Source organism: Rhizobium sp. YTU87027 (assembly GCF_050644135.1).
Taxonomy (GTDB): domain Bacteria; phylum Pseudomonadota; class Alphaproteobacteria; order Rhizobiales; family Rhizobiaceae; genus Rhizobium.
In genome coordinates this window covers 3482501-3506278 of the sequence record NZ_CP098440.1, presented here as the reverse complement: position 1 = coordinate 3506278, position 23778 = coordinate 3482501, and the positions used below count along the sequence as shown (strand labels likewise).

Sequence of the window (23778 nt, the reverse complement as noted above, 5' to 3'; positions counted from 1 at the left end):
GCCGATCCACGACCATGATCAAATACGCACTCCGTCGCCTGCTGTCGACGATCCCCGTGATGTGGATCGCCGTGACACTCAGCTTTTTTGTCTTGCGCCTTGCTCCCGGCGGCCCCTTTGATGGCGAGCGGCCATTGCCGCCGGTGATTCTGAAAAACCTCGCGGCCCACTACAATCTCGATAAGCCGCTGATCGAACAATACCTGATCTATGTCTTCGACGTCCTGAAGGGTGACCTTGGCCCGTCCTTCGCCAACGAAGACTTCAGCGTTGCCCAGCAGATCATGATTGGCTTGCCCTACACCTTCACCATTGGCGGCCTCGCCTTCATCTTTGCCATTCTCATCGGCGTGACCGTTGGCTGTCTTGGGGCGGTTTATCAGAATAAGGCGCCCGACTACGTCCTCGGCCTGCTCATTCTCGTCGGCCTGGTTCTTCCGAACTTTCTGATTGCGCCCATCCTGCAGCTGATTTTCGGCATCCACCTCGGCTGGTTGCCCGTCGGCGGATGGGGTGACGGCTCGTTCAAGTATCTCGTCATCCCGATCGTTGTGCTGGCATTGCCGCATGCGGGCCGCATCTCGCGCATGACCCGCGGCTCGATGATCGAGGTGATGAACCAGAACTACATTCGCACCGCCAAGGCCAAGGGCATCGGCCCGCGGCTAACGGTCATGCGTCACGCGCTGAAGCCCGCCATGATGCCTGTCGTGTCCTATCTCGGCCCGGCGGCCAGCTACCTTCTCACTGGCTCGCTCGTTGTCGAGAGCATCTTCGGATTGCCCGGCATCGGCCGCTACTTCGTCAACGCAGCGCTGAACCGCGACTACGGCATGGTTCTCGGCACTGTCATCTTCTACATGGTGCTGATCGTCGTTCTGAACCTTCTCGTCGACATTGCCTATGCGTGGCTCGATCCGAAAGTGAGAAACCGATGATCCTCAATCCCGCAAAGAGAGAGTTGCTTGCGGCCCAACTTCTCGAAGCCGAGGGGCTCTCCCACAAGAGCCGCTCACTGACTGGCGATGCGCTGCGTCGTCTTTCCCGCAACAAGGCAGCAGTGGTTGCCATCATTGTGCTCGTCCTCCTGATTCTGGCGGCATTCCTCGGCCCGTACCTCATCACATTCGACTATGAGGAGCCGGACTGGGCGGCATTCCGGATGCCGCCCGATATGGAGAGCGGCCACTATTTCGGCACCGATCCGAATGGCCGAGATCTGCTTGCCCGTGTGCTCTACGGTACCCGCGTGTCACTCGCCGTCGCGGCAACGGCAACCATCGTTTCGGTGGTGATTGGCGTGCTGTACGGCGCGATTTCTGGCTACATCGGCGGCAGGCTCGATGCGATCATGATGCGCTTCGTCGATATCATGTATGCACTGCCTTACATTCTTTTCGTCATCCTGCTGATGGTGGTGTTCGGCCGAAACGTCTACCTGCTGTTTGCAGCAATCGGTGCGCTTGAGTGGCTGACCATGGCCCGAATCGTGCGCGGACAAACGCTGTCGATCAAGCAGCGTGAGTTCATCGAAGCAGCCCGCGCGTCCGGCCAGAAGCCATTCAAGATCATCCTCAAGCACATCATCCCGAACCTCGTCGGACCGGTGGTGATCTTCGCCGCGCTGACGGTTCCGGAAATTATCGCGACAGAGAGCTTCCTGTCCTACCTTGGCTTCGGTGTTCAAGAACCGCTGACGTCGCTCGGCACCCTGATTGCCGAGGGCACCGACGCCATGGAAAGCATGCCGTGGCTGCTGATCTTCCCGGCCTGCTTCCTCGTCGCCTTGCTGATGAGCCTGCTTTTCATCGGCGACGGCCTGCGCGACGCGTTCGACCCGAAGGATCGATAGATGCAACAAGAAACAAAAAACGATACGCTTCTCGAACTGAAAGACTATTCGATCACCTTTGCGACGCCGGATGGCGAGGTGAAGGCCGTTTCCAACATGAACCTTTCGATCCGGCGCGGCGAGCGCGTGGCGATTGTCGGCGAGTCGGGATCGGGCAAAAGCCAGACCTTCCTCGGCGTCATGGGCCTGCTTGCCAAGAACGGCCGCACCAGCGGCCAGGCGTTGCTTGAGGGCAAGGACGTATTGGCGTTGAAGCCGCGCGAACTCGACCATGTCCGCGGCAAGGACATGGCCATGGTCTTCCAGGACCCGATGACGGCCCTCAATCCGTCGCTGCGGATCTCCCGCCAATTGACGGAGCAGCTCGAGGTCCACCGGGGCTTCACGGCACGGGCTGCCTGCAACGAGGCACTCGATATGCTGAAGCGGGTCGGCATCCCCGACCCAACGCGGCGCTTCAACCTCTACCCGCACGAGCTGTCGGGCGGCATGCGCCAGCGCATCGTCATTGCCATGGCGCTGCTGACCAAGCCGAAGCTGCTCATCGCCGACGAGCCGACGACAGCGCTTGACGTTACGATCCAGGCGCAAATCCTCGATCTCTTCAACGACCTGACGGCGGAAATGAACACGGCGCTTGTCATGATCACGCATGATCTGGGCGTCGTCGCGGGCCTCGCGGATCGCGTGGCCGTCATGTATGCCGGGCGGATTGTCGAGGAAGCGCCGGTCGACGAACTCTTCGAGGTGCCGGCGCATCCCTATACGGCTGCGCTGCACGCTTCCATTCCGCGGCCGGATCAGGACGTCGACCAACTCGCCGTCATCCCCGGCCGGCCGCCCAATTTGCAGCACCTGCCGAAGGGCTGCAGCTTCTCGCCGCGTTGTCCCATGGTTCAGAACGATTGCATCGACGTATCACCGAAGCTCGAGACATTGGCGGAACGTCATTCCGCGGCCTGCTTCCATCCCTTCCCGCGCCGTGAGGAGGTTTTGAACCATGGCTGAACGATCGCTCCTACGAGTTGAGAACCTCACTACTCAGTTCGAAATCCCGTCGAAGAGCTTCTTCAAACCGCCATCACTGCTGACCGCCGTGAACAATGTCAGCTTTGACCTCAGAGAAGGCCGGACACTCGGCGTCGTCGGCGAGTCCGGTTGCGGCAAGTCGACGCTCGGCCGCTCGATCCTGCGTCTGCTGAAGTCGCAAAAAGGCCGGATCTTGTGGCAGGGCCGGAATCTCCTCGACCTATCGGACGAAGAGATGCGGGCAGCTCGCCGCGACATGCAGATCATCTTCCAGGATCCGATCGCCTCGCTCGACCCGCGCATGACCGTCGGCGACATCATTGCCGAACCGCTCACAGTCTTCGAACCGAAGCTTACGAAAGCCGAACGCGTGGCGCGCGTGCGGGAAATCATGGGTGCTGTCGGCCTCGTGCCGGAGATGATCAACCGCTATCCGCACGAATTCTCGGGCGGCCAGGCGCAGCGCATCGGCATCGCCCGCGCTGTCGTGACGCGACCGAAGCTCATTATCTGCGACGAGCCGGTCTCAGCACTCGACGTATCGATCCAGGGGCAGGTCATCACGCTGCTGCGCAAGCTTCGCAAGGAGTTTGGGCTGACGTTGATCTTCATCAGCCATGATCTTTCAGTCGTGCGACTAATCTCGGACGACGTGCTAGTGCTCTATCTCGGCAAGGTGGTCGAGGCCGGCGATTGCGCTACCGTATTCGACCGGCCAGCGCATCCCTACACGCAAGCCCTCTTTTCGGCGGCACCCGTGCCCGATCCGAAACTTGCCCGGAACCGACAACGTATCCGCCTACAAGGTGATCCGCCCTCGCCACTCAATCCGCCGCCAGGCTGCGTCTTTTCTCCGCGCTGCTGGAAGGCGACGGAAATCTGTCGCAAGGAAATGCCGGCAACGGAGCAGGTTCGTGCTGGGCAGACCGCCGCCTGCTATCACATGGATCGTTAGCAAACAGACGGAAGGCCTGCCGTCAGGCAGGCCTTCTCATCCATTCAGCGCGCACCCCAGGTGTCGGTGAGCCGGTAGCCCTCTGGCCAGGGGTCCGACGGATCGAGCATGTGCTGATGGGTGCCGGTGATCCAGGCCCGGCCAGAAATCTCCGGCAGGATCGCCGCGCGATCGCCGACTTTCGTCGTGCCGAGAATGCGGCCGGAGAAGGTCGAGCCGATCAGCGAGACAGCCGTTAGACGATCTTCGAGCTTCATCTGGCCGCGCGCATGCAATACCGCCATACGCGCCGACAGCGCCGTTCCGGTCGGCGAGCGATCGACCTTGCCGGGCTGGATCGCGACGGCGGCGCCCGCACGCAGGCCTTCGGCGGTGCGCTCCACCGACCCTGCGAAGAGGCAGAAGGAGAAGTGCTTCCAGTCCGGATTTTCGGGGTGATGAAATCCTAGCGCGGCGTTGGCTGCATTGGTGATACGCACGCCGAGCTTCGCAATGTCATGGGCCTCGTCCGGCGTCAGGCTGAAGCCCATCGCGGCTGCATTGACGATCACGAAGCTGTCGCCGCCATAGGCTGTATCGACGGTTAGCGTGCCCAGACCCTCGACTTCCAGCTTCGCATCCAGCCGCTCGGCGAAGCTCGGCAGGTTCTGCACGAAGATGCGCTCGGCCTTGCCGTTGCGGCACTCGGCACGTACATGGACGAGGCCACCGGGCGCTTCCAGGGTGATCTCGGTGACGGGCTCCTGCATCGGCAGGATGCCGCTGTCCAGCAACACCGTCGACACGCAGATCGAATTCGATCCGGACATCGGCGGCGTGTCCTCGGGCTCCATGATGATGAAGGCGGCATCGGCATCGGGATGCTTCGGGGGCACCAGCAGATTGACGTGGCGGAAGACGCCGCCACGCGGTTCGTTCAGCACGAAGTTGCGCAACGTCCCATCGCGAGCGATCCAGCGGCTTTGTTCCCATATGGTTTCGCCGGGTGGCGGCGTAACGCCGCCGACGATGACATCGCCCACCTCGCCCTCGGCATGGGCGGACACGACATGGATGGTCTTGGTACTGCGCATGATACCTCCTCAGGAAAGCCAATTGGGGAGCCGCGGGGGGACGCGACCAGTTAGAGCCGCTTCGACACAATCGGCAAGGCTGCCGAAGCGAACGGCGCGGCCGGAGAGCCCTGGGCCGTAGTGGGCATACTTGCCGGAATTCGTCAGCAGGGCACGGGTCCGCGTCGGGAATACGGGCTCGGAGATCGAACACCAGCAGAGATCTGGCAGCACCTGCACCCCCGCATCCTCCAATCTGCCGAGCAGACCTTCGTTGCGGGCGTCGCTGATAACCTGCCGTCCAGCGGTGACGATCACCGCGACATCGGGATGCCGACGGCGACCGGCAAGGACCTCCGCCAAGGCGCGGCACTCGGTCAGGGAGGCGTGCGGGCTGCCGATGGCGATGAGTTCAACCTCTTCCGGCCCGGCGTTCAGAACCGTCCACGCGGCGACCATATCGGCCCGGGAGATCGAAGCATGATCGGCATCGTCTCGTGCAGCGCCGGCTGCTTCTGGCGTGACACCTTCTACATGCAGCATGGGTGCTGCTGAGGTGGTGCCGAAGGCGGCACACAATGCCTTGAGATCGTCTTGCGAAGGCTGTGCGGAGCTCAGGCCGCGCAGAAGCGGAATACGGTCTGGTGCGGCGCGACCGGCGAGATAGCCGATTAGCGGCCAGAAGGCATCATCGACGCGGTCCGGCAGCTCCACATCGATGACCCGCGGCGCCTTCCGGTGCTCATCGAGATAGACGCCGGAGAGCGGCGCTCGGCCGGTCAGCGCGATGCAGAGATCGAGGAAATCTGGGTGCTTTGCCGTCCGCGCGCCGAGGACCGTGTTGGCGAAGATCACCGCATTGGATTCCGCCCAGGCAATGGCTTCGCCCGCCTGCGGCGCGCTTTCGAGCAGGTAGGGAGAACAAGTAAAAGTCGGCCGACAGCCCATGCGGAGGTAGGCATCGGCAAGCCGGGCGGCCGGGTCGCCGAAGGCCTGCGGCACGCCCTGCGCCTGCCAATTGGCACGATCGACGGAAATGGCATTCATGGTCGTCGGCACGCAGACCTGCGCCCCCATCTCGGCCATCTTTTCCGCGAAGGTGAGATTGGCCGGGCTCGCATAGATGCAGCCGTCGATGTGGCCCTGCGTGACACGGATAAGGCTGCGTGCGCCCTGCTGCGCGGCCATGGCGCAGATGATGCGCATGGCCTGCTGAACGGCGACGCCCTGTTGCCCGTCAAGCATCGCGCGGTCGGCTTCGGTGAGGTCAAGTGTAGCGGTCGCCGGAGTAGCGATCGGAATCTCCAACCCGTCTGCCACAACCGCCGCATCGCTGATCTCGGCGGTATGGGCGTGGGAGAGCGCCGCAAAGGCTTCCCGCCCAAGCCGCACGACCGGCAATGGCTTTCCAAACATTTCAGAGGCTATCAGAGCGCCGAGCGTCAGCACGTCCTCGGCTTCGGAAAAAACCAGAGCGGCCGGTGCGCGACCTGTCAGCACGAGATCAAGAAGCACACCGGAACCAGTGCAGGATCCGCGGCTCGACGGCATCATCAGGATGCTACCTGTCAAGCAGGTTCCGTGAAGCGGATGGTGGACATCGATCACGCTGCCGGTCGCCGGGTCCACTCCTCCCCAGAAGCTCAAGGCCTCCTGGGTGGCGATGATGCGGCCACTGGCGGAACCACCGAGAATGCTGCGATCGAGTGCGGACTGTTTCATTCAGGTGAGGCCTCAAACGGGGAGATGGCGGTCACCAACGGGGGCGTTACGAGCCAACATCGCTGTCGGCTCGCTGTTCGCCTCCGTCAGAATCTTTGGGGCGAGAAGGACGCGATGTCGATCGCGGGCTTCTTGCCAGTCAACAGATCCGCGACGATCCGTGCGGTGCCTGCCGACTGCGTCAAGCCGAGATGGCCGTGACCGAAAGCGTAGATCACCCGCTGCGTGTCACGGGCTTGGCCGATGGCGGGCAGGCTGTCGGGCAAGGACGGGCGGAACCCCATCCATCGCACGCCGCCCTGCGGCTTCAGGCCGGGCAGGAAATTGCGCGCCTTCTCCAGCATCGCGTCCGAGCGGCGGAAATTCGGCGGGAGCTTGAGACCTCCAAGTTCAACGGCGCCACCGACGCGGATACCCGTCGATAGCCGGGTAACGACAAAACCGTGGCCGCCGAAGGTAATTTGTGTCCGCAGGTCGAAAGCCTCGGGAGGAAGCGTGGTATTGTAGCCCCTCTCCGTTTCGAGCGGAATGTTCTCGCCGATCGTGCGGGCCACTTGGTGCGAAAAGGCGCCCGCCGACAGAACCACCCGTGCAGCACGTCGCGAGGCTCCACCGACGCTTACAACATCGACGCCGCCCTCGCCGGGACGCAAAGCCGTGACTTCTGCGCGCTCGATCGCGCCGCCCAAGGCGCAAAAATGATCCGCCAGGGCCAGGGTATATAGCTTGGGATCGGCGATCGAGTACCAGCCGGGCGTGAAGGTGCCGTGAGTAAAGCGCGGCGCCAGACCCGGTTGGATCTCGGCGATACCCTTGGCATCAAGGTGATGGAATTCGATCCCATGCGCTTCCCGTGCCTTCCAGCCGGGAAGCGAGGCCTTCAATTCCGCTTCGCCTTCGTAGACCTGCAGATTGCCGTCCTTGCGCAGCATGGCGCCGGTGCCGGTCTGCTGGAGGAATGGCTCGAGCTCGGCCTTCGAAAGGTCCATCAGCGCGGTTTGCGCCGCTGTCGAATGGGCGACACGGCCCGGCGCGCAGGCACGCCAGAACCGGAACATCCACGGCGCTATCTGCAAGGCATAGGCAGGCCGCACCGACAGCGGGCCGAGCGGATCGAGAAGCCACCTCGGCGCTTTCTTCAGGATGCCGGGCGAGGCAAGCGGCAAGATGTCGGTAAAGGCGAAGGCGCCGGCATTTCCTGCTGATGCTCCGGCAGCAGGACCCTCCCGGTCGAGTACGACGACGGAAAGCCCTCTTGCCTGTGCTACGATCGCCGCGGAAAGTCCAACGACACCCGCGCCGATCACAATGACGTCAGGTTGGTTTTGATTGTTCATCATCGCCTCAATGGGTAGCAGCCAGAAAAGCCTGCAGCTCCGGGTCCTTCGGCGCACCGAACAGCTCTTCCGGCGGAGCAATCTCGGCCATCACGCCCTTGTGGAAGAAGGCAACGCGGTCTGACACTTCACGTGCGAACTTCATTTCGTGCGTGACACAGATCATCGTCATGCCTTCGGAGGCGAGCATGCGGAGCGTGTCTAGCACTTCGCCAACAAGCTGCGGGTCAAGCGCCGAGGTGACTTCATCGAACAGCATGTATTCCGGCGACATGGCCAGCGCCCGGGCAATCGCCATGCGCTGCTGCTGGCCGCCGGACATACGGTTCGGATAGACCTTGAGCTTCTCCCCAAGGCCGACGTGGGTGAGCTGCTTCACGGCGATCGCTTCGGCTTCCGCCTTGGAGAGGCCGATCACCTTTCGCGGCGCGAGCATGACGTTTTCCAGCACGGTCAGGTGCGGGAAAGCGTTCCACTGCTGGAAGACGATGCCGAGCTTGCGGCGGAGTTTGTTGAGGTCGGTCGCCTTGGCATGGACATCAGTGCCGTCAACGACAATACGACCGCTGTCAATGGCTTCGAGGCCGTTGATGCAGGTGAGCAGCGTCGACTTTCCCGAACCGGAGCCGCCAATGATGGTCAGCACCTCACCCTTTGGGACAGTGAGGTTGATGCCCTTCAGAACCTCCAAAGGGCCGAAGGATTTGCGGACGTTTTCAATCTCAATCATTGGGGGACCACCGTTTTTCGAGATACCCGCCAATCCGGGCGATGGGAAAGCTGATAATGAAGTAGACGGCACCGCAGATCATCAGAATGAACAGCGGCTCCTGCAGCCGGGTCACGAGAATCTGCGAGGCGCGCAACAGCTCGATCAGGCCGAGCCAGAGCATCAGCGCTGAATCCTTCATGACGCCGAGCGTCAGGCCGATCCAGGAGGGAAGCGAAACGCGGGTGGCGAGCGGCGCAACAATATAGCGCATGTCTTGCCACCAGGTCATGCCGAGCGAGCGAGCCGCGCGACGCGTGGTTGGCGGCACCGCGGAAATACCGCCGCGAACGATCTCCGTGCAATAGGCGGCCGTATAGAGCGACAGCACGACGCAGGAAGTCGTGAACGGAGGCCAGCCAAGCCGCATGATCGACTGGAGGGCGTTGCCAAGCACGAGTTGGATCAACAAAGGCACCGAGCGGAAGACGTCCAGCGCGAAGGTCAGCGGTGCCGACCAGTAGGGTCCGAGTTCGACGCGGATCATCCCAAAAAGGATACCGAGAACGGTCCCGGCAGCAACCGAAACGACCGTGACCGCAAGCGTCATTCCCGCGCCTTGCGCGAGGAAGGCCAGATCACTCCAGGTGAGGGCAGTACTAAACATCTCTCACCTCTCTCAGTAGCGGAACATACGCCAGGCGAGTGCCCGGGCGGCTAAGGTCAGAACCTTGGCGATGACGTAGTAGATCACGGCAGCCAAGGCGAAGAATTCAAAGGTGCGGAAAGAACGTGCATTCAGCTCTTGCGTCACACCAGCAAGATCGGTGTTCATGCCGACCGTCACCCCGAGCGATGTCATCAGGACGGCCCAGACCATCTGGTTAGTCGCCGGCAGAAAGGCCACGCGTAGCATCTGCGGCAGCACGATCAGGCGAAAAGCCTGCATCGACGTCATGCCAAGCGAGCGCCCGGCGCGTGTCTGCGTGTCCGGGATCGCTTTTAGCGCGCCGCGGAAATTTTCTGCCAGATAACCGGCATTGTTGAAGGCGATACCGACCAGAAGCGCGGTAAACGGAGTGAGGTGAATGCCGAAGTTGCCGAGCCCGAAATGGGCCATGTAGATCTGGAAGAGCGCAGGCGTATTTCGCGCGATCTCGACCCAGGCCGTGGCAAAACCATCCAGAATGCGGTTGCCGGATAGTCGGAACAGGGTCAGCGCGATCGCGCAAGCCAGTCCGATGATCATGGACAAGAGCGCAATCTGCAGCGTGACCAGCGCGCCGTCCAGCATATGCGGCAAGGCCTTGAACGCTTGGTTCCAGTGGAAGGTGTAGTTGAACATGACCGTCTCACCTTTTCGTAGAGCTACGGCGCGAGGAATGACCTCGCGCCGCGGGAGAAACGGCACGGATTAGCGGTAAACGCCGTTGACCGCGAGCGACGGGACGTCACCGCCGACCCACTTCTTGTAGAGTTCGGCGTAGCGGCCAGTACGAACCTGCTGGTTGATGAACAGGTTCAGGTAGTTGACGAGGCCGTATTCTTCGCGGTTGGTGAAGAGCGCGACGTAGTCGATATCGAACGGCGCCTTGCCGACCACTGCGATGCCTGGGAACTTGCCGGTCTTGACGTTGGCCTGAGCAACAGTGGAGGTCGAGACGGTGGCGTCAAGCTGGCCCTGGCTCAGTGCCAGGAACACGTCGGCTTGCGTCTGGTAAGGACGGAACTCGCCCACGCCCCAGGCCTTGACCTGCTGTTCGAGCGCGATTGCTTCGTACGTACCGGCAGTGGCGCCGACCACCTTGCCCTTCATGTCTTCGAAGGACTTCACACCCGACTTCTCGTTGGCGGTAACAGCCATCTCGAACGCAAAGTAGGGAACCGTCATGCCAACGGTCTTGGCACGCTCCAGCGTGTCGGACGTCGAGGCGACGCCGACATCGACGCGACCCGACATCAGTGCCGGAATACGCTCGGGGAACGGGGTTTCAACGATTTCGGCAGTTACGCCCAGCGCCTTGGCCAGATCGTTGCAATAGTCCACGTCGAAGCCGATCGGATTATTGTTCTCGTCGCGCGAACCCATCGGCGGGAAGTCCAGCACGACAGCGCAGCGCAGCGTGCCCGAGCCGATAATGTCATCCAGCTTATCGGCCTTGGCCGGGCTGGTCAGAACGGTGGCGGCGGCCAGAAGGCCGAAGGCGAGGACCGAGGGTTTCATTCTATTCTCTCTCCCAGAGTTGGATTGTCGATTGACAGCGAGGCGCACTATTCCCCGTCGGCGCGCGCAAATCAATGCTAAAATACATGAAGTATGCAAAAAGTATAAGTTGAATAGCGGCCATGTCGACAAAAAAGGGCGGCCAAGTCATGGCCGCCCTTTGCTTTTCTACCCTTGATAGGAATCAGCCGAGAAAATCTTCCGGCAGGAGATCTTCCGGCATGTTCTGGTACGAAACCGGGCGGAGGAAGCGCCGGATCGACATTGTGCCGACGCTGGTTGCCCCAAAGTTTGTCGAAGCTGGATAGGGTCCGCCATGGACCATGGAATCGACCACCTCGACCCCGGTCGGGAATCCATTGACCAGGACTCGTCCTGCCTTGCGTTCCAGCACGGGGCGCAGACGACGGGCGTCGGCAATGTCGCCTGCATCCATATGGATCGTCGCCGTCAACTGACCTTCGAAGCCACGAGCGAGTTGCTCCATCTCATCGATCGTCTGCACACGGACGACCAGGCCGAGCGGTCCGAAGACCTCTTCGCCCAGGGCGTGATCGGCGAGGAACTGTGCGCCAGTCGTCTCAAACAAGTTCGGAGCGGCTGAGCGGCCGGAGGACTCGCTGGTGAACAGCGATTTGACCGTATTGCGAGTTGCAAAGCGGGACTGCCCATCCTGGTAGGCCTTCGCGATACCATCGGTCAGCATGGTCTGTGGCGCTACCTTGCCAAGTGCTTCGACCGTTGCCGCAACAAAGCGATCGGCATCGGCGCCTTCCGCCACTACGGCGATGCCGGGGTTGGTGCAGAACTGGCCGGCACCCATGGTCAGCGACCCAGCCCAGCCCTGGCCGAGCGTTTCTGCACGCGCCTTCAACGCTTCGGGCAGCAAAAACATCGGATTGACCGAACCGAGTTCGCCGAAGAAGGGGATCGGCTCCGGCCGCGCCGCGCAGAGATTGAAGAGCGCACGACCGCCGGCGAGCGAACCGGTGAAGCCGACAGCCTTGATCCGCGGATGCTGCACGAGCGCATGACCAACATCGCGGTTGCCACCTTGGATCAGCGAGAAGACGCCAGGATGAACACCCGTCTTGCGAATAGCCGCCTCGATAGCCTGCGCGACAATTTCGCCGGTTCCGGGATGCGCCGAATGCCCCTTGACTACGACAGGGCAACCCGCGGCAAGTGCTGCCGCTGTGTCACCGCCGGCAGTCGAGAAGGCCAGCGGGAAGTTCGAAGCGCCAAAGACAGCCACCGGGCCGACCGGGCGCTGGATGAGCCGGATTTCCGGGCGCGGCGCAGGCTGACGGTCGGGTAGTGCCGCGTCACGGCGGCGGTCGAGATATTCGCCCTTTTCGATGTGCTCGGCGAAGAGACGCAACTGGCCGGTCGTACGACCGCGTTCGCCCTGCAGGCGAGCCTGAGGCAGACCCGTTTCCTGGCTACCGATCTCCGTGATCGCTTCGGCGCGAGCCTCGATCTCATCGGCGATCGCACGCAGGAATGCCGCCCGTTCCGCTCGGGTGGAGTAGCCGTAGCTCCAGAAAGCATCTTCGGCTGCCTCGCAAGCGCGGTTCACCAGATCAACGGTGCCGACGGCGAATTGATGCACTGGACCGTGGGCCGGCGCGGATGCAAAAGTACCTGCTCCGTCGAGCCATTCGCCCGCGATGAGGTGTTTTCCATTGGGAGTGAAGACCATCTGCGATTCCTTTCTTGAGTGCCCGGAGTGCTTTACGCGAAAATCCGTCCGGAGGCGAATTGCACAAGTCGGATCTTTGTATACTCTATGTATTTACAACATCAACACTCGATCGCTGTCGGCGGCCGGGCCATCCATGAGAGACACAAGATGAGCGATAACACCACCCTGACCGTCCCGGCACTGAAGGAGCGGGTCGATGCGATCTTTCGCAAGGCCGGCCTCAACGAGATCCAAGCCGGCGCACTCGCTCGCGTGATCGTCGCCGGGGAACGGGATGCCTGCAAATCGCACGGCATCTACCGGATCGAGGGTGCGTTGCGCACTGTCAAGGCCGGCAAGGTAAAGCCGGATGCGGTGCCGGAACTGCTGCTGCAGGAGGGTTCGGCGATTGTGAAGGTCAATGCCAAGGGCGGCTTTGCCAATCCGGCCTTCGAACTCGGCCTGCCGGCGCTCGTAGAGCGCGCCCGCTCCTGCGGACTTGCGGCGCTCGTCATCAACGACTGCACGCATTTCTCGGCACTTTGGCCGGAAGCGGAAGCGCTGACCGAACAGGGGCTTGCCGGCCTGGTGATGTGCCCGAGCTATGCGACGGTTGCACCGACTGGCGGCAACAAGCCGCTGCTCGGCACCAACCCCTTCGCCTTCGCCTGGCCGCGCGCCGGCCAACCGCCTTATGTCTTCGATTTTGCAACGTCGGTCGCCGCGCGCGGCGAAATCGAATTACACCGGCGGGCCGGCAAGTCGCTGCCGGAGGGCTGGGCGATCGATGCCGAAGGCAATCCGACCACCGATCCGGAAGCTGCGCTTGCCGGCGCCATGCTGCCCTTCGGAGGACACAAGGGATCTGCGATCGGTACGATGATCGAGCTGTTGGCCGGCATCATGATCGGCGATCTGACAAGCCCTGAGGTGCTGGACTATCTCGGCACGACCACGCTTGCGCCGTTCCACGGCGAGTTGATCATCGCCTTCTCCCCTGAAGCCTTCGCAGCCGGCCGACCGGGCAATCCGTTTGCACGGGCCGAGACACTGTTCGAGGCAATCGTTGGCCAGGGCGCCCGCCTGCCCTCGCAGCGCCGGTATGTGGCACGCGCCAAATCGGAGGCCGATGGCATTACGCTGACCGACGCCGAGATCAAGCAGCTCGAACGGTTGTTCGCGCTCGGCCTGGATGCGGTGGCCTGAGCCACCGCCTGACACCGCTGATAACGCAAAGGCCCTCCAAGCGGAGGGCCTTTTGATTTGAGAGTCCTTGAAATCAGACCTTGTATTTCTCTACAGCGCCGGGGAGCTTGCTCCATTCTGCGTACCAGGTGTTGAAAAGCTTGAACTGAGACTCGACGTAGCCGCGCTGGCTGTCCGTCAGAACGTCCGTTTCGTAGAAATGGAGCGTGTATTCCTTGTCGCCCTTCAGCACCATCATGTGCTTGAAGAACAGCACGAGGTCCGCGCCTTCGTCGAAGGAGGAGAGGACGGCCAGCGCCTGCTCGAGCTCCAGCGCCCGCTGGCGGGCATCCGCGTCGCCGGCAGCGGCGGCTTGGGCCAGGTTGCAAAGATGCAGCACTTCCTTCGGCAGGACGTTGCCGATGCCCGTGATGGCGCCCGTCGCACCGCAATTTACGAAGCCGTGGAAGACGGCCGTGTCGACACCGATCATCAGCGAAACGCCATCATCGCGGCTGGTGATGTTTTCTGCCGCATAGCGCATATCAGCCGCGCCACCGAACTCCTTGAAGCCAACGAGGTTCGGATGTTCGGCGCGGAGCGCGAAGAACAGGTCCGCGCGGGTGGCGAAGCCATAATAAGGGCTGTTGTAGATGACCGCTGGAAGATCCGGAGCAGCCGAAAGGATCGCCTTGAAGTGCGCCTTCTGAGCTGCAATCACCGAGCCGCGCGACAGGACGCGCGGGATAACCATCAGACCCTTTGCCCCGACCTTCTGGGCATGCGCCGCATGGGCAACAGCAGACGCGCTGTTGACAGCGCCGGTGCCGACGATGACCGGAATGCCGGCCCTTACCAGGCGTTCCACGCCTTCCATGCGCTGCGCATCGGTGAGGAGCGGCCAGTCACCCATGGAGCCGCAGTAAACGACTGCCGACATGCCCTGGGTAATCAGTTCCTGCCCCTTGCGGACGAGGGCGTCGTAGTCGGGGGTACGATCCTGCTTGCAGGGGGTCATCAGAGCTGGAATTACACCGGAAAAAATCTTGGCCTTCATTGAGAAACTCCTGTTTGCCTGGCGGGACGGAAGGGATCGACTCGCAAGCATTGGCCCGGTCCCCGTGTCTTCGAAGGCAACTATAGCACTTGCATATTATTTGTCGACAAAAATTATGCAGCAGATCAAAGAGCAATATCCAGCTTGCCGCCGCGTGCGAAAAGTTTCTGTATCTGCTGCACGATCTGCTCTGCATGGATCGTCGCTAAGCGGTCGGCGGCCTCGGTATCGCGCGCAGCGATGACCGCGATAATGTCCTCGTGCTCGTCGACGAAACGTTGCGGCAAGCGATCCTCATAGGACTGGTAATAGAGCCGCAGGATCCGCCGCCCTTCGTCGAGAAGGCGATTGAAAAGGCCGGTGAAATAAGCGTTCCGACCCGCCTCGGCGATGGCCGAATGGAAGGCGGCGTTTGTGGCAATCATAGCCAAGGCGTCCTGCGCCGCCACGGCGGCAGCAAACTCGGCCTGACGCGCGCGGATTACCTGCAGGTCCTCGGCACGATGATATTGGGCGGCAAGGCGTGTCGTCACGCGATACATCAGCACTAGCGCATCGAAGAAGGTGTGCATGTTGAAGAAATCGATGTTCGAGACCATGGTCGAACGATTGGGCAACGTATCAATCAGCCCCTCGCCCGCCAACCGAACCAGCGCCTCGCGGATCGGTGTGCGCGACATCTTAAACCGCTCGGCCAGTTGCACCTCATCGATCGGGCTGCCGGGTGGCAAAACCAGATCAAGGATCTCGTCGCGCAGGAGGTCATAGACCACCTTGACGCCGGAGCCGCGCTTGCGTTCAGGAGTGGAATTCGTATCGTTATCAGTCATCCTGGAATCCTTTTGTCGACAAAAGGAATACTTTTTCTCGCACATAGGATCAATAGCACCGGCAACCCCGGCAAGCCAAAGGCCAGGGTGACGTGTCGAATAGACAAAAGGCGGCGGGAACCATTGACAACGTGTTAGACTGCCGGCGACGCTCCCGCTGCATCAGCCAGGCGTATCGCCTGGAGAGCCTGAATCAAATGCTCGTTTATCGCCGTAGTTTAGCATCGAGGAGCCCACGCAGGCGAACCAACGTGTCGCGGAGCACGAAACAGGATGCGGATCAGCACGATCACCAATTGGGCATATGCCGTTGCGGTTGTACTCACTGTTGTCTCAGGCGGGGCTTTCATTTTGTCCGCCCATAACGAACGAAGCGATCCAGATCTTCAGAGATAATGGCCTGGAACGAGAGCGCCTTGATGCCGAGCGGCGGCACGATCAAAAGACGAAAGATCACATCCTTCAGATGATGCATCGACTTCAGGCCTGCCAGCAGCATGAAGAGCTTGCCGAGGTCGTCTCACTTTTCGCGCCACAGATTTTGCCGCACCTCGCCGGGCACCTGTACCTCATGAACAGCGGCCGGTCGGCGCTGACGTCTGCCAGCCAGTGGCACCAGCCGCGCCGGTCACACGACATCCTGGCGCCGGCGGAATGCTGGGGGTTGCGGCGCGGTAGGCCCCATATCAGCGACCATTCGGGCGGCGATATACCCTGCCAACATCTGGAGGCTGGGGACGATGCTTGTATCTGCATACCGCTGTCAGCCCACGGCGACACGGTCGGCCTCCTCTATTTCGAGGGAACGGATGGCGGCAAAGCAATGGAGAGCGCACGGCTCTACATCGAAATCATCGCCGAGAACATCGGGCTGGCGATCGCCAATCTGCAGCTCAGAGATCGGTTGACGCATCTTGCCGTCAGGGACCCTCTCACCGGTCTTCTCAATCGACGCTCACTGGACGACGAAATGAACCGACTGCGCCGAGATTCCGCGGATCGCCCGACGGCCTGCCTGATGGTCGACATCGACCACTTCAAGCGCTTCAATGACGAGTTCGGACACGACGCCGGTGATCACGTGATGCGGCAGGTCGCAACCTTCATGGACGAAACGGCCGGCAAGTCAGGCTCCGTTTACCGCTTCGGTGGCGAGGAGTTCACGATCATTCTGCCCGAATCGACGAGAGACATGGGCTTTGGTATTGCAGAGAAGGTCCGTATTGCGGTCGAGGCCGCCCCCATTACCTATCAGGGAACCCCTGGGGACGGTGACCGTATCAGTCGGGATCGCCTCGACGGAAGACGGGAAGCCAACCGCGACCTTATTGCAAAGGGCGGATGCCGCGCTCTTACGGGCGAAATCCGAGGGCAGGAACCTTACCCTGGTCGAGGGGGCCAGTGGATCCCCCAGTCATCGTCTTGCCGGATAGGCTCGGGCGTCACGGCAAAACGCTGCCCGTATATGCTTTCTAAGCGGATAGCTGTATAGATCTTCCATCTGCTGCGTTAGGCGCAGCGCAACCCGGGAAACTCTGCTGTTCCTCTTGCCCAATCTTCTGGCGAAGATCCCTATTGGCATGGCGCAATAGACCACCTGTCACACTCTCTGACCAATTCGCAGCCATATTCCTTGGCTCAAACTAGAGACTTCCCTCTTGGGTTAGGCAAGCTTTGCAGCCCTAGCGCGACTAGCGATGCGGTAGTGTCTCTCAACCGTCAATTCCGGCGGGAGGAAGAGGAGAGATACAATGAAAATCAAGGGCCTAGTAATTGCAACCGTGTTTGCTCTTTCGTCAATCTCCGGCGCGTTCGCCGCGGATAATATAGCCCAGACATTTCAAAGCGGTTGGGGCAACGTCGCCGGCACGGCCCAGAACGGCTTCCGGAACTTCAGCATTACCGGCCAATCCGGTATTGCGAATCACTCGGCAACCGTTCAGTTCGGTGCCTACAACGCATCCGGTACAGCCCAATTCGGCGTCGGCAACCACTCAACTACCGTACAAGGGGGCCTAGGAAACGTCTCTGCTACCATCCAGTCCGGCTTCGGCAACAACTCGCTCACTGTTCAGTCCGGCGTCGGCAACAGCTCCACGACCATCCAGCATTAGTCGAGTATATCTTTAGGTCAGCGGCCGTGCCGCTGACCTCCTTTGCTAGGGAGTCCTACAATGATTGCTGCCCTCCCCCCCGTCCATTGCATCATCGAGCATCATAAAGAGAATGGGGATGCCATGACCCTGGTCCCGACGATCGAAAGCGACGGTCGCGGCGCAGGAAGTTATCAGTTTGAGATTTTCTCGAGTTCCAATGGCAACACTTCAAGCAACGTTCAAGGCGGTGATTTCCAGAAGGACAACCCGGGACGGCTCGCGCTTTCAAGATCAACCGTCTCCGTGTCGCCGAACGGATGGAGCGCCCGGCTCACCGTCTATGGTCCGAACGGCGAGAAGCTCTGCGTGGTTTCGGTGCCGTGACATTTATGTCCCGATGGCACCATCTCCCAAGGACGGACGCCGCGACTAATTGATTGTATACTAAATTATAATAGTAATAGACCTCAGCGTGTCGCGTCGGCCTGCGTCGGCGCCATCTTGAGGTGACGAGAGAATGCGAATCCGCCAAGCCGTTCTGCCCCAGAAAGTGGCCGCAATTCTGGTTGCGGTCCTAGCAAGCCTTACTGGCACAACCTCCACTGCACGTGCCGACGACACCACGCTAGCGCCGCAGAACGAGGACGCCACCCCAAGCCTGGAGATCGGGACAGGCATCAACTGGTTAAGCTTGCCGAGTTGGGGTTCGCGAAGGCCCGATTTCTTCGGAAGCGGAGACAGCAGGGTCGTTGACGACGGTCTCAACCTTGGCATCAGCCTGGATCTGCCGCTTGGGCAGATAGGGTCGCAGCCCCTTGTTCTGGAGTGGAACGGCAGCATCGCGGGCCTTTCATCCAATTCCACGAACCGAACGAGCCTTGCCGGACAGAATTCGCTGAACCTAAGCTTTGGCAACTCGGCGAACGGCAGCATCAATACACTAACGGCATCCCCGGCGGGCATCCTTCCAGCAGCCGCCGTGGCAGATGTGACGGTAAACGACAGCGCGGGCGGGACAGCGCACATTAACTCCACGGCGTCGTCGTCGGACCCCACTGGCCGGATTACCCAGTTTGCCTCGAGCAGCTCGATTACCGGTGGCGTATTTACCGCGCTGGTGACCAATGGTGGCACACCCAGTGCTGCGGCTTACGCGGCCTATGCTGACAACACCGGCCTCACCTTGCGAGCAACCGGCGACCTCAGCAACAGCGCGATCGTCGACGAGCGCAGCGAGGATGCCACTGTCATCGATCAGGAACTGCTACTCGGCGCTCCGATCGACCTCCAGGGCGGCTGGACTATCACCCCGAAGTTCGGCCCGATGTATCGCTCCATTGATCGCGACGTGGATTTTCGCAGGACGCTCGTTATTGGGTCCAGCATCCCTGGCATATCGGTCCCGCAGGTTGGCGTCGAACAGAACGATGAACTCGATGCACGCTATGTCGGCGCTCTGGCCGAACTCGGCATAGCCAAGGCGCTGCAGCCGGATCTCAGCGTCTCGCTCGATGCGAGATTTGGTGGCGCTTACCTCCACTCCCGCTATCGCAGCCACTACTCTGCAGTTCTGCCGAGTGTATCGACTGGTGCTTTCGACTTCGTCTCCGAAACGCGTGACGACGCCAGCCTGCTTGCCGGCATTGGCGCCGGGCTGCGCTATGCGCCCAAGGAGAACCTGCTTGTCGGTTTGAACGCCGGCATTGACTACCTCAACAAAGTGCCGACGATCAATTACATCGCGGACGCAGGTGGCGTATCGCCTACAATCGGCATGAGTCACGCGATCGACTACAACGTTTCCGTCAGCATTACCTGGCGATTCTGAGCGGGACTTCAACACATCGCGGAAAGCATGGACAGGCAGTGCAGAAATTGAGTCTGCCGGCTCACGCCTACGCGTGCCATCGCAGAGGCAAGCTGGTTATGGACGGTGTTCTTTGAGACGCCGCGCTGCCGAGCGATCTCCGAAGCCGTCTCTCCCCTCAGGAGACAATATGCGAGATCAGCCTCCGTCGGCGTCAGGCCAAAAATCGACTTTATGGTGTCAGGCGCCAGCAGGCTGTTTCCACCAAGTTCCCGTATCGTGAGCATGTAAACACGCTCGTTGGTGGCAAAAACATTCTTGAATTGCGATCCTAGGCCAACGCGCCCCGACAACGCGTCCACGCTGACAAGCCACTTGATATTCTTTACCTTATCCTCGACCCAGGCGACATGCCGGACGCGCCCATGGGAGGCCGCCATGCCGATCAGCCGAGCAACTTCTTCCTGCAGGGCCGTATCAACGAAATCGATCACCGAGTCGCTATATTCGACGAGTAGATGCGACGCTTCGACAAACTTCTCAAAGCTCGCATTCGCCAGGCGCACCTGATAATCCTCGGTGATGAGGGCAGAGGGTGCCGACGAACTAAAGAAGGCGCTCTCCATATGTGCGGATTTTTCACGCTCTAGGAGCGCAGCCTTTTGAATCGCAAAGGCTGTCTGAAAGTGTGGCAATAGTTTCATCAGAGTTTCAGCTGCTCTGTCGGTTTCGCTTCGACCTGGCCGATCGAAATGAAGCATCAGTGCAATCCGGCGCCCGCCTTCCTTGACGAGCAAGAGCATGAGAAGGCTACCCTCGGTACCAAAGCACTCGTGTACGGGCACGTTCCATTGCGGGTTGATCTTGACTTTTAGATCGACCGTCAGGAACGCCCCTTGCCCCAGGGTGAGCGTCGCTGCATGCAATGCAGCTATCATCTGCGGATTGCTGAGCGCGACTTTCGGGACGCCCTTTGCGAACACGCTCGCGCGCCGATCCTCCGCTCCCTTAAAGCCCACGACAGCACCCGCCGCTGCTTTGGTGATGTCGATCAGTTCCGCTAAGACCTTTTCCCATTCGGGGGGGCTGACAACGGTCTCATAGATCAGTTGCACCAAAGGCAAGTAGATGTCTTCACCAAAGCTATTGATCATCGGACCCACTCCAATGCTGTGGCGAATTTCCAAAGTGTCAGATACGGACGCGTGCTCTCACAACGCTATCCGCCCGATACCGTATACAGCGGCACCATTGCCGCGCTTTCAGCTCTCATGAATAATTCAGGCTACCTTCATCCCGGTCCGACCGTGCGGTCGAAGGTGGTTCCCAGCCACTCGCCTGTTGGCAACACGCCTCAACGGCCTAGAAAAGCCACGTCTCAATGCGAAACATCGGAGGCCTCCTCCCGATTGTATTTTTCCTAGTCGTGCAGCCAATGCTTACAACAACACGACGCTCGTTGGCTCATCTAAGACCAAACAACGCCGATGCCATGTCGGGGGCAATCCCGACATCCCCCTAAAACCTAAGGACTTCCAAGAATAACATGCGCCTTCTTGTTGCAAAATGCCTAATATATTCCCAACCATTACAACAATAGAGGTATAAATTGATGCAACATGCATCAAAAGAGCACCGAGGGCCAAAGATCAAGGATATTTGCCAGGCGTGGGTGCGCTATGGACACTTCGGTCTTTCTAGCTTTTTAGGGGATTGGTTGCGGGGGCAGGATTTGAACCTGCGGCCTTCAGGTTATGAGCCTGACGAGCTACCGGGCTGCTCCACCCCGCGTCCAGCGCATTCGGCTTTACCGAATGTCGCGGCGGCGTAACCGCTTGGCGGTTATGCCTTCTTCCTGAGCAACTTGCGAAGACAAGTTGTTCATGTAAGGGACGCACCATCAGACGAGCTGTCCGGTGCGCCGATTTTTCATTCTGTATATAGGGCCCAAATCAGAAAGGACCGCTTTAGGCGGCCCTTTTTGTTTCGGCTTGGGCCGTCATTTCATGATGAGAAGATTTGTTGTTGCGTTTAGCAGACCTGGCAGCGACCGACTCTCCCGCGTCTTAAGACGAAGTACCATAGGCGCTGGGGCGTTTCACGGCCGTGTTCGGAATGGGAACGGGTGCAGCCGCCCCGCCATAACCACCAGGTCAGCGAAGCGCAACAATTGAGAAGCTGGCAGGCATTCGCCTGTTTTCTTTTGAACACGTTTAGGCGTCACCCCGACACGCTTGTGTCGGAGATGAGCATTGATCAATGAGAACGATCAAGCCAATCGAGCTATTAGTACCGGTAAGCTTCACACATTGCTGCGCTTCCACACCCGGCCTATCAACGTGGTCGTCTTCCACGGCTCTGATAGGGAATACTCGTTTTCAGGTTGGTTTCCCGCTTAGATGCCTTCAGCGGTTATCCATTCCATATGTAGCTACCCTGCTATGCCCTTGGCAGGACAACAGGTCCACCAGAGATATGTCCATCCCGGTCCTCTCGTACTAGGGACAGATCCTGTCAATATTCCTACACCCACGGCAGATAGGGACCGAACTGTCTCACGACGTTCTGAACCCAGCTCACGTACCGCTTTAATTGGCGAACAGCCAAACCCTTGGGACCTGCTCCAGCCCCAGGATGCGATGAGCCGACATCGAGGTGCCAAACAACCCCGTCGATATGGACTCTTGGGGGTCATCAGCCTGTTATCCCCGGCGTACCTTTTATCCGTTGAGCGATGGCCCTTCCACGCGGGACCACCGGATCACTATGACCGACTTTCGTCTCTGCTCGACTTGTCAGTCTCGCAGTCAGGCGGGCTTATGCCATTGCACTCGACGACCGATTTCCGACCGGTCTGAGCCCACCATCGCGCGCCTCCGTTACTCTTTCGGAGGCGACCGCCCCAGTCAAACTACCCACCATACACTGTCCCGGATCCGGATAACGGACCGCGGTTAGACATCCATGACGATAAGGGTGGTATTTCAAGGATGGCTCCACGGAAACTGGCGTCCCCGCTTCAAAGCCTACCACCTATCCTACACATGCCGACACGAATGCCAGTGTAAAGCTATAGTAAAGGTGCACGGGGTCTTTCCGTCTGACCGCAGGAACCCCGCATCTTCACGGGGAATTCAATTTCACTGAGTCTATGTTGGAGACAGCGGGGAAGTCGTTACGCCATTCGTGCAGGTCGGAACTTACCCGACAAGGAATTTCGCTACCTTAGGACCGTTATAGTTACGGCCGCCGTTTACTGGGGCTTCGATTCAAAGCTTGCACCTCTCCTCTTAACCTTCCAGCACCGGGCAGGCGTCAGACCCTATACGTCGTCTTGCGACTTCGCAGAGCCCTGTGTTTTTGATAAACAGTCGCTACCCCCTGGTCTGTGCCACCCCACCACACTTGCGTGCGAAGGGGTCACGCTTCTTCCGAAGTTACGCGTGCAATTTGCCGAGTTCCTTCAACATAGTTCTCTCAAGCGCCTTGGTATACTCTACCTGACCACCTGTGTCGGTTTCGGGTACGGTCTATACGGTGGAGCTATTTCCTGGAACCGCGTCCCTGCAAGATCAATCCAATAAGACCTTACAAGTTGAGCAATCCGTCACTACCACCAGGCCCACGAATATTAACGTGGTTCCCATCGACTACGCGTGTCCGCCTCGTCTTAGGGGCCGGCTAACCCTGCTCAGATTAACTTTAAGCAGGAACCCTTGGTCTTTCGGCGAGAGGGTCTCTCACCCTCTTTATCGTTACTCATGTCAACATTCGCACTTCCGATACCTCCAGGATGTCTCACGACTGTCCCTTCACAGGCTTACGGAACGCTCCGCTACCACGTGTATTGCTACACATCCTCAGCTTCGGTGCATGGCTTCAGCCCCGTTACATTTTCGGCGCAAAGACCCTTATTTAGACCAGTGAGCTGTTACGCTTTCTTTAAATGATGGCTGCTTCTAAGCCAACATCCTGGTTGTTTTGGGATCCTCACATCCTTTCCCACTTAGCCATGACTTGGGGACCTTAGCTGGAGGTTAGGGTTGTTGCCCTTTTCACGACGGACGTTAGCACCCGCCGTGTGTCTGCCGACTAGTACTCCTGGGTATTCGGAGTTTGGTTAGGATCAGTAAGACGGTGAGTCCCCATAGCCCATCCAGTGCTCTACCCCCCAGGGTATTCGGTCGACGCTCTACCTAAATAGATTTCGCGGAGAACCAGCTATTTCCGAGTTTGATT

At 59.9% G+C, this 23778-nt stretch carries 20 protein-coding genes, 1 tRNA gene and 2 rRNA genes (1 of these 23 running past the window's edge); 9 read left to right on the top strand and 14 right to left on the bottom strand.

What is annotated here, in order from left to right; all coding sequences use genetic code 11:
- The first annotated feature begins 14 nt into the window (after positions 1-14).
- The 4 genes from NBG89_RS17285 to NBG89_RS17270 are packed head-to-tail and all read left to right on the top strand — an operon-like array spanning position 15 to position 3836.
- Entirely contained in the window at positions 15-938 is a 924-nt protein-coding gene (locus tag NBG89_RS17285) for an ABC transporter permease subunit (RefSeq protein ID WP_431320943.1), read from the top strand.
- On the top strand, positions 935-1852 hold the full coding sequence (locus tag NBG89_RS17280) for an ABC transporter permease (RefSeq protein WP_431320942.1): 918 nt from the start codon (positions 935-937) through the stop codon (positions 1850-1852). Before NBG89_RS17285 ends, NBG89_RS17280 begins: the two co-directional genes overlap by 4 nt.
- Positions 1853-2860 (top strand): ABC transporter ATP-binding protein, encoded by a 1008-nt coding sequence (locus tag NBG89_RS17275; RefSeq protein ID WP_431320941.1) that lies wholly within the window; start codon positions 1853-1855, stop codon positions 2858-2860.
- Positions 2853-3836 (top strand): ABC transporter ATP-binding protein, encoded by a 984-nt coding sequence (locus NBG89_RS17270; protein WP_431320940.1) that lies wholly within the window; start codon positions 2853-2855, stop codon positions 3834-3836. Before NBG89_RS17275 ends, NBG89_RS17270 begins: the two co-directional genes overlap by 8 nt.
- Positions 3837-3880: 44 nt before the next feature.
- Here the strand turns inward: NBG89_RS17270 and NBG89_RS17265 are convergent, their stop codons facing one another.
- The 8 genes from NBG89_RS17265 to NBG89_RS17230 form a co-directional block, all read right to left on the bottom strand.
- Positions 3881-4909: a trans-3-hydroxy-L-proline dehydratase gene (locus NBG89_RS17265; RefSeq protein ID WP_431320939.1), complete on the bottom strand. Its 1029-nt coding sequence runs from the start codon at positions 4907-4909 to the stop codon at positions 3881-3883.
- Between the two features lie 9 nt (positions 4910-4918).
- Positions 4919-6610 carry an aconitase X gene (locus NBG89_RS17260; RefSeq protein ID WP_431320938.1) on the bottom strand — a complete coding sequence of 564 codons (1692 nt, stop codon included), beginning with the start codon at positions 6608-6610 and terminating at the stop codon, positions 4919-4921.
- An 86-nt stretch (positions 6611-6696) separates the two neighbouring features.
- Entirely contained in the window at positions 6697-7947 is a 1251-nt protein-coding gene (locus NBG89_RS17255) for an NAD(P)/FAD-dependent oxidoreductase (RefSeq protein WP_431322728.1), read from the bottom strand.
- 7 nt (positions 7948-7954) lie between these two features.
- The gene (locus NBG89_RS17250) at positions 7955-8677 is read right to left on the bottom strand and encodes an amino acid ABC transporter ATP-binding protein (protein WP_431320937.1); all 723 of its coding nucleotides are present in this window, start codon (positions 8675-8677) and stop codon (positions 7955-7957) included.
- The gene (locus tag NBG89_RS17245; RefSeq protein WP_431320936.1) at positions 8670-9323 is read right to left on the bottom strand and encodes an amino acid ABC transporter permease; all 654 of its coding nucleotides are present in this window, start codon (positions 9321-9323) and stop codon (positions 8670-8672) included. Before NBG89_RS17245 ends, NBG89_RS17250 begins: the two co-directional genes overlap by 8 nt.
- A gap of 12 nt (positions 9324-9335) precedes the next feature.
- Positions 9336-10001: an amino acid ABC transporter permease gene (locus NBG89_RS17240; RefSeq protein WP_431320935.1), complete on the bottom strand. Its 666-nt coding sequence runs from the start codon at positions 9999-10001 to the stop codon at positions 9336-9338.
- Positions 10002-10070: 69 nt separating this feature from the next.
- Positions 10071-10880 carry a transporter substrate-binding domain-containing protein gene (locus NBG89_RS17235; protein WP_431320934.1) on the bottom strand — a complete coding sequence of 270 codons (810 nt, stop codon included), beginning with the start codon at positions 10878-10880 and terminating at the stop codon, positions 10071-10073.
- Between the two features lie 184 nt (positions 10881-11064).
- On the bottom strand, positions 11065-12582 hold the full coding sequence (locus tag NBG89_RS17230) for an aldehyde dehydrogenase (NADP(+)) (RefSeq protein ID WP_431320933.1): 1518 nt from the start codon (positions 12580-12582) through the stop codon (positions 11065-11067).
- Positions 12583-12732: 150 nt separating this feature from the next.
- Between NBG89_RS17230 and NBG89_RS17225 the strand changes: the two genes are divergently transcribed.
- Positions 12733-13770, top strand: coding sequence for an Ldh family oxidoreductase (locus NBG89_RS17225; protein ID WP_431320932.1), 1038 nt, complete (start codon positions 12733-12735; stop codon positions 13768-13770).
- A gap of 73 nt (positions 13771-13843) precedes the next feature.
- On the opposite strand, the gene NBG89_RS17220 is transcribed toward NBG89_RS17225, so the two are convergent.
- Both NBG89_RS17220 and NBG89_RS17215 read right to left on the bottom strand, forming a co-directional pair.
- Positions 13844-14806 carry a dihydrodipicolinate synthase family protein gene (locus tag NBG89_RS17220; RefSeq protein WP_431320931.1) on the bottom strand — a complete coding sequence of 321 codons (963 nt, stop codon included), beginning with the start codon at positions 14804-14806 and terminating at the stop codon, positions 13844-13846.
- A gap of 125 nt (positions 14807-14931) precedes the next feature.
- Complete coding sequence (locus tag NBG89_RS17215; RefSeq protein WP_431320930.1) at positions 14932-15636, bottom strand: GntR family transcriptional regulator; 705 nt, start codon at positions 15634-15636, stop codon at positions 14932-14934.
- Between the two features lie 466 nt (positions 15637-16102).
- On the opposite strand from NBG89_RS17215, the gene NBG89_RS17210 reads away from it, so the two are divergent.
- The 4 genes from NBG89_RS17210 (at position 16103) to NBG89_RS17195 (ending at position 19560) form a co-directional block, all read left to right on the top strand.
- A complete protein-coding gene (locus NBG89_RS17210) occupies positions 16103-17128 on the top strand; it encodes a sensor domain-containing diguanylate cyclase (protein WP_431320929.1) in 1026 nt (341 codons plus the stop codon).
- A 259-nt stretch (positions 17129-17387) separates the two neighbouring features.
- Positions 17388-17750, top strand: a complete 363-nt coding sequence (locus tag NBG89_RS17205) for a hypothetical protein (RefSeq protein WP_431320928.1) — start codon at positions 17388-17390, stop codon at positions 17748-17750.
- A gap of 60 nt (positions 17751-17810) precedes the next feature.
- Complete coding sequence (csgH, locus tag NBG89_RS17200; RefSeq protein WP_431320927.1) at positions 17811-18116, top strand: curli-like amyloid fiber formation chaperone CsgH; 306 nt, start codon at positions 17811-17813, stop codon at positions 18114-18116.
- 133 nt (positions 18117-18249) lie between these two features.
- Positions 18250-19560, top strand: a complete 1311-nt coding sequence (locus NBG89_RS17195; protein ID WP_431320926.1) for a hypothetical protein — start codon at positions 18250-18252, stop codon at positions 19558-19560.
- A gap of 8 nt (positions 19561-19568) precedes the next feature.
- Here NBG89_RS17195 and NBG89_RS17190 read toward each other — a convergent pair whose 3' ends face one another.
- The 4 genes from NBG89_RS17190 to NBG89_RS17175 all read right to left on the bottom strand — a co-directional run.
- The gene (locus NBG89_RS17190) at positions 19569-20693 is read right to left on the bottom strand and encodes a helix-turn-helix transcriptional regulator (RefSeq protein WP_431322727.1); all 1125 of its coding nucleotides are present in this window, start codon (positions 20691-20693) and stop codon (positions 19569-19571) included.
- A 560-nt stretch (positions 20694-21253) separates the two neighbouring features.
- Positions 21254-21330, bottom strand: a tRNA-Met gene (locus NBG89_RS17185).
- 247 nt (positions 21331-21577) lie between these two features.
- Positions 21578-21692: ribosomal RNA gene (gene rrf / locus NBG89_RS17180) — 5S ribosomal RNA — on the bottom strand.
- Between the two features lie 112 nt (positions 21693-21804).
- Positions 21805-23778 (bottom strand): 23S ribosomal RNA (locus tag NBG89_RS17175) (it continues 826 nt past the right edge of the window).